Annotated in this window: 10 protein-coding genes and 3 pseudogenes; 2 read left to right on the top strand and 11 right to left on the bottom strand. The window is 64.8% G+C overall.

Going from position 1 to position 10013, the window contains the following annotated elements:
- Positions 1-439 (top strand): annotated as a pseudogene (locus tag RL72_RS04930) (alpha/beta hydrolase); the annotation flags it as partial.
- A 491-nt stretch (positions 440-930) separates the two neighbouring features.
- On the opposite strand, the pseudogene RL72_RS20375 reads toward RL72_RS04930, so the two are convergent.
- From RL72_RS20375 to RL72_RS04900, 8 genes and pseudogenes are all read right to left on the bottom strand, one after another.
- A pseudogene (locus RL72_RS20375) lies at positions 931-1155 on the bottom strand (IS3 family transposase); the annotation flags it as partial.
- A 211-nt stretch (positions 1156-1366) separates the two neighbouring features.
- Positions 1367-1684 (bottom strand): transposase, encoded by a 318-nt coding sequence (locus RL72_RS04925; protein ID WP_248700380.1) that lies wholly within the window; start codon positions 1682-1684, stop codon positions 1367-1369.
- 55 nt (positions 1685-1739) lie between these two features.
- Positions 1740-2639 (bottom strand): sulfurtransferase, encoded by a 900-nt coding sequence (locus tag RL72_RS19405; protein WP_082072082.1) that lies wholly within the window; start codon positions 2637-2639, stop codon positions 1740-1742.
- The gene (locus RL72_RS04920) at positions 2636-3559 is read right to left on the bottom strand and encodes an ABC transporter substrate-binding protein (protein ID WP_045249698.1); all 924 of its coding nucleotides are present in this window, start codon (positions 3557-3559) and stop codon (positions 2636-2638) included. Before RL72_RS04920 ends, RL72_RS19405 begins: the two co-directional genes overlap by 4 nt.
- Positions 3556-4110, bottom strand: a complete 555-nt coding sequence (locus RL72_RS04915; protein ID WP_045249697.1) for a nucleoside/nucleotide kinase family protein — start codon at positions 4108-4110, stop codon at positions 3556-3558. The genes RL72_RS04920 and RL72_RS04915 overlap by 4 nt, the downstream gene beginning before the upstream one ends.
- The gene (locus RL72_RS04910) at positions 4100-4870 is read right to left on the bottom strand and encodes an energy-coupling factor transporter transmembrane component T family protein (protein WP_045249696.1); all 771 of its coding nucleotides are present in this window, start codon (positions 4868-4870) and stop codon (positions 4100-4102) included. The genes RL72_RS04915 and RL72_RS04910 overlap by 11 nt, the downstream gene beginning before the upstream one ends.
- Positions 4867-6357 carry an ABC transporter ATP-binding protein gene (locus tag RL72_RS04905; protein ID WP_045249695.1) on the bottom strand — a complete coding sequence of 497 codons (1491 nt, stop codon included), beginning with the start codon at positions 6355-6357 and terminating at the stop codon, positions 4867-4869. Before RL72_RS04905 ends, RL72_RS04910 begins: the two co-directional genes overlap by 4 nt.
- The gene (locus tag RL72_RS04900; RefSeq protein ID WP_045249694.1) at positions 6354-6974 is read right to left on the bottom strand and encodes an ECF transporter S component; all 621 of its coding nucleotides are present in this window, start codon (positions 6972-6974) and stop codon (positions 6354-6356) included. Before RL72_RS04900 ends, RL72_RS04905 begins: the two co-directional genes overlap by 4 nt.
- 99 nt (positions 6975-7073) lie before the next feature.
- On the opposite strand from RL72_RS04900, the gene RL72_RS04895 reads away from it, so the two are divergent.
- Positions 7074-7745: a GntR family transcriptional regulator gene (locus tag RL72_RS04895; protein WP_045249693.1), complete on the top strand. Its 672-nt coding sequence runs from the start codon at positions 7074-7076 to the stop codon at positions 7743-7745.
- Between the two features lie 296 nt (positions 7746-8041).
- Here the strand turns inward: RL72_RS04895 and RL72_RS04890 are convergent, their stop codons facing one another.
- From RL72_RS04890 to RL72_RS20365, 3 genes and pseudogenes are all read right to left on the bottom strand, one after another.
- Entirely contained in the window at positions 8042-9112 is a 1071-nt protein-coding gene (locus RL72_RS04890; protein ID WP_045249692.1) for a hypothetical protein, read from the bottom strand.
- Positions 9100-9732 (bottom strand): RNA polymerase sigma factor, encoded by a 633-nt coding sequence (locus RL72_RS20370; RefSeq protein ID WP_346218186.1) that lies wholly within the window; start codon positions 9730-9732, stop codon positions 9100-9102. The genes RL72_RS04890 and RL72_RS20370 overlap by 13 nt, the downstream gene beginning before the upstream one ends.
- Positions 9733-9828: 96 nt before the next feature.
- Positions 9829-10011 (bottom strand): annotated as a pseudogene (locus tag RL72_RS20365) (integrase core domain-containing protein); the annotation flags it as partial.
- Between the last annotated feature and the right edge of the window lie 2 nt (positions 10012-10013).

Below are 10013 nucleotides of genomic sequence, written 5' to 3'. Positions count from 1 at the left end.
TCGACTCTCGATGACCTTCCCCCACGAGGAGGCCTACCGGGCGTACTGGAAGCGCCACCCCGCATTCGGACCCTACTGGAACGCCGCGATCGACGCCTACGTCGGCTACGACCTCGTCGGAGAGGGCACCTCACGGACCAGCTCGGTAAATCCGGCCGCCGTCGCGGCCGATGCGCAAGAGCTCGACGGCCGGGACGGGTACGCGACCGCGCTCCTGTCTCTGCCCGCGCGGACCGCCCTGCTGCTGGCGCCACGGGGACTCTCCGACGACATGCCGCTCTTCGCGACGGACACCGTGAGTCGCTGGACGCGTGAGGTCCCTCAACTGGTGCCCCAGGTCATCCCAGACGTCAACCACTACACAATCATCATGACCTCCACCGGCGCAGAGGCGACCGCGACGACCGTCGAAGAGCGGCTCAACGACCCCGAGAGCTGAACCGCTGAAGACGAACGGCGCCTCGCAGAGGGTCTGCTGCACGGATAGGTGACCGTTTTGGTTAGGCCGCGAGGGCCAGGGTTTGGTTCAAGATGATCTCGCACTCGACCGGCATCAAACGGCCCAGGCTGGCCTGTCGGCGCCGCCGGTGGCAAATGCGTTCGATCCAGGTCGCGATCCCGACTCCGCGCGAGTGGCCCAGGAGTGCCGGTTCAGGACGTTCTTCTGCGGTAACGAGAAGAAGCTCTCCATCGCGTCGTTGTCACAGGCCGCGCTGACCCAGCCCTTGATCCAATCTAGCAGTGACGAGCCGGCGTCCATATGGCCTTCCGGTTGCGGAATTGACCAGGTTCAACCAATCGATGCAACACCGGTTTGTTGGAGCAATAGTCGATGCTCGTTGAAGGCCTCGGCGGGTGTCTTCCAGCCGAGGTCTTGCGGAGCCTTGTGTTGATGGCATTGACGACCAGACGGGACTTCATTCGTGAGCCGATCGAGTAGCCGACGATATTGTTGCTGAACACGTACTTGATCGCGCAGAGGTAGAGCTTGCCTTCAGCCGTCTTGTACTCGGTGATGTCGGTTAGCCAGAGCCGGTTCGGGGCGTCGGCGACGAACTCGCGTTGCCCGAGGTCGCCATGGACGGGCGGGCCTGCCTTCTTGCCCTTCCAGTTGCCGAACGCCAACCGTCGGCCGTGGCCGACACGGTCTTGCACGCCGTCCGATCCGCCATTGTCTCACCGGCATCACGGGCCTCATCGACCAACAGTCGGTGCCCGAACTCCGGGTCGTCACGGTGAGATCGAACAGCGCGTTCGCGCGATACGCTTCTACGATCTCCGCATGAGTAATCGGGCTAAACAGCCAACGGCAATAGGGTTGGCAGGCGAGTTTGAGTACCGGCACGCCGCCGCGACTGGGATGCCGTCAACGGCGAGCTCTGTCGCGAGCGGGTAGAACATTTCCCGGCAGATGCGCCTGCACGAAGAACGACGCCGCGCGGCGGCGCACCTCGTTCTCCTGCTCCAGCAGCCGGACCCGCTTGCGCAACTCACGAGTCTCCTCGGCCTCTGCCTTGGTCACGTCGGGCTTCCCACTAGTCTCGACGGCGGCCTGGCGAACCCAGTTCTGCAGGCAGGTCTCGCTGATCCCGAAGCCCGCGGCGATCTGACGCAACGGAACACCAGGGTCGCGGTTCGCAGCGATGTGCACTACGTCGCCACGGAACTCATGGGGATAGGGCATAGGCACGATGACATCCTCCCAGCAGCACCTCACGTCACCACAGATCAGGTGTCACCTATCCGTGCAGCAGACCCGTGCTTCGTGGGTGGCTAGTGGCTGCCAACCTGCTGAGGGGTAGGGAAGGGGTGGCGCTCCATTCTTCGAGTGATCCGTCGTACACGCGAAGGTGTGTGATGCCGGCGTGGCGGAGGGCGAGGGCGCTTGCGGTCGCGGAGATGCCGCCGCCGCAGTAGAGCAGGATTTCGGTGTTGAGGTTCACGCCCGCGTCGCGGAAGGCCTTTCTGATCTCGTCGGCGGGCCTTAGGCGCCCGGTGGCGGTGAAGAGTTCTCGGGCGGGGACGTTCGTGGTGCCGGGGATGTGTCCGCGCCGGCTGTAGCGGGTTGGTTCGGTGCCTGCGAATGACTCTCGGCTCAGGGCGCACACGAGGTTGTTCGGATGGGTGCGGGTCAGGATCTCGTCCAGTTCGATCCAGGCGGGGCGCACCGCTTGCGCTTGCCAAGGCGTGGCTGGAGGTGCGGAGGGGGCGGAGCGTGATGCGACGGTGTTGCCGCCACTTTCGTGCCATGCGTGAAGGCCGCCGTCGAGGACGCGAACGTTGACGCCGATCGTGTCTAGGAGGTACCACAGGCGGGCAGCCCAAAGGCCACCGACGGTGTCGTAGGTGACGACGCGGTCGGTCGAGCGGACTCCGAAGGACGCGAGGCGGTCTGCTACTTGCTGAGGCTCTGGGTGATGATCGTGCTGCGTGGGGTGGGGGACTGAGAAGTCGGTATCGATCGCGACGTGCCGTGAGCCTGGTATGTGTTCGTTGGCCCATCGGTCGACACCGCTGGTGGCATTGAAGTCGCCGTCGTGTCGGGGTTTGTGCAGGACGAGTGTGGCGTCGAAGACGAACGGCGGGTTCTGTCCTGCGAGTTCGGTGACAAGGGTGGCGGCGGTGACTGATATGGTCATGCCGCGGTTTCCGGAGAATCGGCAGCAAGGGTGGCGGCGATCGCGCTAGGCCATTCGGTCGGGCGGGCAAGGATCTTCTTCGAGGCGAGCCAGTGTGCGTATGGGGCCATTGCCTCGGCACGGATGGTTCCCCACTGGCCGTCGTGGAACCAAGTGGGGGCGACCAATTGCATGGAACGGCGGATGATCTGGTGGGGGAAGTACGGTGTGACCCTGGCGAATAGTGCAGTCGCGGCATCCTGATGGTGGGCAGCGTGGGCGAAACCTGCCTCGGTCGCCTGAAGGAAGCGTTTGACGAGGCCCGTGTCGAGGCTGTTTGAGAGGCCGCCGAGTAGGTAGCTGTGGTACTGGATCCCGAGTTCTTCGTCTACGCGCCAGACCCGTTCGGGCCGGTCGGCTCGTTCGCTGAGAAGGATGTCCCATGACCAGTAGGACCCGAACGTTGCGTCGGCGAGGCCTGCCTCAAGGTCGTCGGCGGTCAGCTCGCGTGCGCCGACGTCGATGAGTTCGACTTGGTCGGGGTCGGCTCCGGCCCGCGTTATGAGATCCCGCACGATCGCGAGGCCTCGGGGCGTGGGGTTGAGGGCAAGGCGCCGCCCGGCGAGGTCGGCGAGCGAGCGGATGCCGGAGCTCTCGAGTGTGCGTATTGTCTCCAGTCCGCGCTGGTTTACCGCGGCGATCGCCTGAATAGGTTCGCCGCGTTCGCGTCGGACGAGGAGCCGGTTGGTGGGGAAGACACCGAGATCGGCGCGCCCGGTGTGTACATGCTCGAGGGTGTCGCCCAGCCCCGGGTCGACGGTGCGGATCTCGAGTTCGATGCCGAGGTCGTGATACCAGCCGTGCTCGCGGGCGACGTAGAAGCCGGCCGCATTGGGCCAGGGGTGGAAGTACTCGAGTGCGAGGCTGAGTCGGGTTGTCATGTGGTTGCTCCTGCGGGTGAGATGTGGAAACCTCCGCCGACGGTGCGGGCGATGAGGTCGGCCGCTTCCTGGGGGTGGTGCAGCATTTGGAAGCTCTTTTCGTGGGCTGCCCAGCGTTCCCAGTGGGGGACGTATGTGTCACCGTCACGCGCGAGGGCGCGGTGCTTGCGATCGGTGTCGGGTGTTTCGACCCAGATGCCGAGGTCGGCGAGGTTCCGGGTTCGGAGGCTGAGCGAGCCGACGCCTTCGACGATGAGCGGTGCGCTGGCGGGCACAGTCCGCCAACCGGAGGGCGCGTTGGATGCCCAGTCCCATTGGCGCCACGTCCCGCGTGTGCTGCGGCTGCGGGGTTCCAGCAGTGACGTGATGATGTGTTGGTGGGCCCATTCCAGTCCGTCCCAGCCGGGGTAGATGTCGTCCAGGTGCACGACCATGCAGCCGTGTACGGTCGCGGCGACCGCGTTGGCGAGGGTGGACTTGCCGGCCCCTGAGCGCCCGTCGATCAGCAGCGTCTGCCAGGTTCCCCTCGCGGGAAGGTGATCAACGTGCACCGATGAAGCTCCAGGTTCCGGCGAGGACGGCGACAGTGATCGAGGTCGCGCCGATGGCTGCGCCGATTGCGATTATGGAGAAATCCGATTTTGACAGCGTCGACTCGCGGGCCCAGGTTCGGGTGGGGTAGGCCCCGAATCCTCGTGCTTCCATCGCGGTGGCGAGTTTTGCTCCTCTCCGCACGGCGAACACGAGCAGCGCGAAGGCTTGGCCCGCACTCCGGCGGATCCGACCGTGGTCGGCGACGCCGCGAGCGCGCCGGGCATAGCCGAGGTAGCGCCAGTCTTGCTGGAGCAGCCCGATGAGGCGGAACCCTGCCAATGCGCCGAGCACGAATCGGGCTGGCAGCCGCAGGATCTGTGCAAGTCCGTCCGCGAGGTCGGTGGGATCGATGTCGAGGAACAACAGGATGGACGGCAGCCCGATGGCCAGTACCCGAAGGAGCGTGGCCGTTGCGAGGACGATGGAGCCGTCACTGATGGTCACGAGCAGGAACTGGGCGTGCACGGTTCCGCTCGGTTGCCCGTAAAGCAGAATTGTCAGGGCTGTGAGAAGGCCTGCGATCACGACGGGGAGACTCCGGCGTAGAACCTTGCCGATAGGGATGCCGCTGAAGAGCAGGAGGACAGTTTCGAGTACGAGTGCCGTCAATGCCGACACCCAGTCGATACTGAAGATCAGCATGACCCCAATCAGCAGCGCCGCGATTAGGCGGGCGACAGGGTTGGCGCGAGAGACATCGACGCGCGGGGCAGTCATCGGGTCACTGCTTCCTCTTCGGTCTCCCACGCGGGCAACTCGATCCAGTCATCCGCGAGGAGTTGCGCGAATTCCTCGTCGTGTGTGACGGCGACCACCGCGGTGCCAGCGTCCACGACATCGGCGATGAGCTGGACAAGCTCCTCCCAAGTTCGCCGGTCCTGACCGAAGGTGGGTTCGTCGAGCACGATGACGTCGGGTTGAGTGGCGAGGACGGTCGCTACCGATAGCCGACGTTTCTCACCACCAGAGAGCGTGTACGGGTTCGCGTCTGCCAAATGGTTCAGACGGAGCCTGTGGAGCAGGTCTTCCGTGAGAGTGGCGATCCGGTCGTCATCGAACTTCAGGGCGCGCGGGCCGATCGCAAGTTCGTCGCGCACGGTCGCGGCTAGGAACTGATGTTCGGGATCCTGAAAGACGCTGCCGATGCGCGTGAGGAGTTCCTTGGATCTCCATGCGGACGGGTCGAGTCGTCGCGGGTCGGGTGCGAACTCCGTCGTCGCCTCAAGTCGTCCCGCGGCGGCGGGGATCAGCCCGCCAAGAGTCAACGCCAACGTGGATTTGCCGGCGCCGTTGGGGCCGGTCACGACGGTAGTGCGGCCACGGCGAACCTCGAACTCGAGGCGCCGCCGCCGGTGCGTTTCCGAGGTGTGGCCGACCGCGAGCTGAGAGGCAGTGATCACAACCCGCTCGTCGGTGCTCCGAGTACGCTCAAGGTGTGGCAGTGGGGCTCCGGGTACCCATACGCCCGCCGTGAGGAGCATCTCTTGCTCCTGTTCAACGGTGGCGGCTGCGGGTCCGTCGGCGATGATGCCGTCGTGTCCGAGGACCACGGCTCGGTCGACAACCGGAAGCCAGATCTCGGTTCGGTGCTCGATGACAACCAGAGTCGCTCCGGTCCGATCCGCGACGGCGACGACGGCGTCGCGCACTTCGTGCACGCCCGCGGGGTCGAGGTTGGCTGTCGGCTCGTCGAGAAGGATGAGTCCAGGCTCCATCGCGATCACCCCTGCGAGAGCGAGTCGCTGCTTCTGTCCGCCCGAGAGCCTGCTCGTGTTGTGGTCCATGGGGACTGTGAGCCCGACACGTTTCAGGGCAACGCGCACTCGCTGCCAGATGCTTTGGCGAGGCACCCGGAGATTCTCCATGCCGAATGCGACATCGTCGCCCACACGGGAGAGGATGACCTGCGAGTCGGGGTCCTGCAGAACCAGGCCGATACGATCGCGACGTCGTGACGGCGGGGCACCATCCACCAGCAGTGTGCCCCGCTCATCTCCGTCCTCCTGTCCGCCGAGGATACCGGCGATACCGTGGAGGAGCGTCGACTTGCCAGCGCCGGACGCGCCCAGCAGCAGCACACGCTCGCCTTCACGGATATGCAGGTCGAGGGACGTGACGGCCCACTCGTCGCGGCCGGCGTGCCGCCATCCCCATCCGTCCGCTCTGATCGTGGTACCAGTGCGAGGGGAAGTCGCGAGACTCATCGGCGGACGTGACGGCCAACTGCGAAACGGTTGAGCGCTCCGGTCTTCGCGATCGCTTTGACCACGAACCAGGCGAGCACGCCCGCGACGACAGCGCCGGAGACGACAGCGGAGACCGTGTAGATCACGGTGAACATGGTGCCAGAGCCCGGGTACCAGAGGATCAGATCGTTGATCGCGAGCGCAAGACCTGACGCCGCACCAGCCAAAATTGCGATCGGAAGGCCCCACCGCTTGTAGAGGAAGATTGCGAAGACAAGCTCGGCGCCAAGCCCCTGCACGATGCCAGACTCCAGCGTCAGCGCTCCCCACTGGTTTCCGATGAGGGCGGACACGCTGGCAGCGAGCAACTCCCCGTAAAGCGCAGCACCCGGCTTGCGAATGATGAGTGCGGTGAGCACTCCTGCGAACAGCCAGCCTCCGCCGACCAGCCCTTGAACGCCAGGGAGGAGAGCGCTCAGCGGTGCGCTGATCGGGTTGGAGGCGATGTTCCACAATACGAACACGAGACCGGACGCAACGCCGATAACGCTTGCGACGACGATGTCAATGACTCGCCACTGCAACGCGCGCGATGCCCAGGCCTCGGTGCGGTGGATGGTCTGGAAATCAGTCATGATGCGCCTCGATGAGTTAAGCGGAATCGGATGCTCAAGTATCCGGCGACGCCCGCCAAAAGGTGCACAGATGTGACGTTGTGTGTATTTTATGTATGCATGATGTTCGCGAATGTATACAAGGAGGTGGATGTGCCTGAACGCGTACCGTTGCATGCGCGACTGCGGGCCGACCTTGTCGCCGGACGATTCGCTGCCGACGATCACTTGGTCGAGACGATGATCGCCGAGCTCTACGGAGTTTCCCGCACCCCGGTACGCGAGGCTCTGAACCGGCTCGAGCAGGAGGGCCTCATCGTGCGAGCGATGCGTGGCTTTCGTATCCGGTCAGGAAGCCCCGAAGACGTTATCGAGATCTACGACGTCCGCATCGCGTTGGAGCGAGCCGCAGCCGAATCGGCCGCATCCCTCCGTACAGAGTTGCACCTCGCGGAGCTCACACAGCTCCATCAGCAGTCCATCGACGCAGCAGGGGATCCCGCGTTGTCGCGGGCCCTTCACTCCCGTTTCCACGAGGTGTTGTGGGACGCCTCGCAGAACGTGACGTTGCAATCCATGCTGGCCGCACTCGTCGCACGTCTTCGCATCTTCGACCGAGAGACACGCCATCGCGACGATCGAGCCGAGACCGGCAACGAACACGCGGAGATCCTCTCCGCGCTCCACGAACGCAACGCAACGAGAGCAGGTGTTGCTGTCGTAGCGCACCTCGCTCGCACTAAGCAGGAACGCCTCGACACCTTCGTCAGGGATCGTGTGCGACTGCGCTGAGAGGCGCAGGAGGACGACTACGATGACGCGCCGAGAGCAGCTCTCCAAGTCTTTGTAGTGCGCAGACATACACGGCTGCGGCTGCGGGTTCGTCCAAGCAGGATTATCGATTGCCCGGCTGGCGCGTGCAGGGCAATTCGCTGACCCATTGCGCGGGGGACCTTCCGTCCGGGACCAGATCGGTCAGCGCTTACAGGACAGCGTTCCAAGAAGTGGTTGGCATCGTTGCGCCAGAATGAAGAGGGGTGGGACCTGCATGATGCAGGTCCCACCCCTCTTTCTCTCGAGACGGAGGCCTAGTTCGTGGCGGTTTCTGCCGGCGGCGCGGCGTCGACGACATCTTGGGTGATGGTGACGGTGAGGTCCGCGGTGTCCGCGGGTACGAACGACGGACGCGTCTGGGATACGGTCGTGCTCTTGCCAGTGGTGTCGGTGGTGGCGAGCTTCGCGTCGGTGATCTGCACCTTCTGGATCAGGCCCTTGGCGGTGTCGATGGTGACCTTATATGTAGCCCAGGTCCCTGTGTAAGTGAGGTTGGCGATGCCGTTGTCGTTGTGGTCGACGGTGACGCCATCTGTTTGGGAGAGCGCGTTCAGGAGCGTTGCCCGGTATTCGCCGGTGCCGTAGATGACCCGAGGGTCGGCGAGGGAACGCCACTGGTCTTCGATGGTGGGCTGGCCGAGCTGGGTGCGCAGCGTGTCCGCTCCCGGGCGATTCTTGTCGAGGGCGTTCAAGTCGGTTCCGCTGGCCTGGGTGACCATCCAGTCGGCGGAGCGGTACGCGGTCGCGTCGGGGGCGGCGCCGATGGCCGGGACCCCGTTCGCTTCGTAGTAGTTCTTCCAGCCCGTCTGCACGGCGGTGAGGTCTCCGTACGAGGTGGTGCCGTGGAAACCGATGTCCTGGATCGTGTATTCGTCACCCGATGCCGGCTTGTACACGTTGCGGGTGTCTTCCGTGATGACCGCGCCCGTCGCGCCGTCGACCATGGCTGTGAACGGGTCTGCGGGATCCTGCGGGTTGAGGTAGACGAGGCGTTGGGTGGTGACGGTGGTGTGCAGGAACTGGCCGGCGTTGAGGGGGAAGTCGTAATTGCTGATCTGGAGGGTTGCGGCGTTGGCGAGGATCTCCTGCGCACTGGCGGAGGCAGGTCCTGCCGGGCTCCCTGGCCCGCCGAGCAACCCGATCGTGGACGCGGTGACGATGCCACCGACAGCGAGGGTCGCCGCGCCGATCAGAAGTCCCCGGGTGCGGGGCCGGGTGTTTCGGCGGGGGCTGCTGTTGATGGCTGTGTCGAGTGCTGCTCGGGCGGCGCCGAGGTCACTGGGGCCGGTCTGGCGCAGTTCACGCACCTGGGTCAGAGTGTCCATGCGGGTTCTCCTTTGATGTCGGATGAGGGAAGCGCAGCGGCACCGAAGATCGGTGGCGCTGAGAGATTGGCGCGGATCCTGCTGAGTCGGGAGCGTACGGTGCCGATCGGGATGGCCAGGGCTTCCGCGATCTGCTCGTAAGTCAGATCCCCCCAGGCGTAGAGCAGGAGCAGGTCCCGGTCCCGGTCCCGTAGTGCCGAGATCCGTGGTGCGAGTTCCCGCACCGCTGCCTGCGCGTCCACCCGGATCGCCGCGGCCGCGAGGTCGTCCGGGGCGATCTCCGCTGCCAGCCCGGCGGACGCGGTCAGGGAACGCCAGTGTTTGGCCTCGTCCGAGCGGTGGCGTCGAATCATCCGGGTCGCGATCCCCATAAGCCACGGCAGCGCGGATTCGGCCGCGAGATCGAACTTGTCCCGGTACCGGAACGCGGCGAGGAACGTCTCGCTCAGGATGTCGTCTTTCGCTGTTGTCCCAACTCTCGAGATGATGAACGCCTCCACACGCGGGGCATGCCTCTCGAAAATCTCCGAGAACCTGCCAGGCACGCGTTGGGAAGCCAAGACGATGTCGCTATCGCTAATCACAACTCGTATTGCCCCATCCCGCCGAAACAGTTCCAAAAAGAGCGCGAACCGACTGGCCAAGGTCGTGCGGCTGAACCGCCCTGGGTTCTGTGCCGGTCGCCATGTGAGCGCCGGGGTGGCGCTTCTTGATTGATAGTAGGCGGCTTCGGCCTCGGCCGGGGTGGCGTAGTCGAGGGCTTCGTGGAGGCGGGTGCTATTCCACCGGTTCACCCAGTTCATGGTCTGGAACTCGACCTCGGTGACGGAGGGCCAGGCAGGCCGTGCGTGGTTGAGTTCGGCCTCATAGAGGCCGTTCACGGTTTCGGCGAGAGCGTTGA

It is taken from the genome of Microbacterium azadirachtae (assembly GCF_000956545.1).
GTDB lineage: Bacteria > Actinomycetota > Actinomycetes > Actinomycetales > Microbacteriaceae > Microbacterium > Microbacterium azadirachtae.
Note: the sequence above shows the minus strand (reverse complement) of the source record. Positions and strands in the feature narration are given on the sequence as shown.

What these genes read in the sequence shown, in the direction of transcription:
- RL72_RS19405 (WP_082072082.1), bottom strand. Translation starts at nt 2,639, where the DNA reads ATGACCATATCAGTCACCGCCGCCACCCTTGTCACCGAACTCGCAGGA.
- RL72_RS04905 (WP_045249695.1), bottom strand. Translation starts at nt 6,357, where the DNA reads ATGAGTCTCGCGACTTCCCCTCGCACTGGTACCACGATCAGAGCGGAC.
- RL72_RS04890 (WP_045249692.1), bottom strand. Translation starts at nt 9,112, where the DNA reads ATGGACACTCTGACCCAGGTGCGTGAACTGCGCCAGACCGGCCCCAGT.
- RL72_RS04925 (WP_248700380.1), bottom strand. Translation starts at nt 1,684, where the DNA reads ATGCCCTATCCCCATGAGTTCCGTGGCGACGTAGTGCACATCGCTGCG.
- RL72_RS04920 (WP_045249698.1), bottom strand. Translation starts at nt 3,559, where the DNA reads ATGACAACCCGACTCAGCCTCGCACTCGAGTACTTCCACCCCTGGCCC.
- RL72_RS04895 (WP_045249693.1), top strand. Translation starts at nt 7,074, where the DNA reads ATGATGTTCGCGAATGTATACAAGGAGGTGGATGTGCCTGAACGCGTA.
- RL72_RS04910 (WP_045249696.1), bottom strand. Translation starts at nt 4,870, where the DNA reads ATGACTGCCCCGCGCGTCGATGTCTCTCGCGCCAACCCTGTCGCCCGC.
- RL72_RS04900 (WP_045249694.1), bottom strand. Translation starts at nt 6,974, where the DNA reads ATGACTGATTTCCAGACCATCCACCGCACCGAGGCCTGGGCATCGCGC.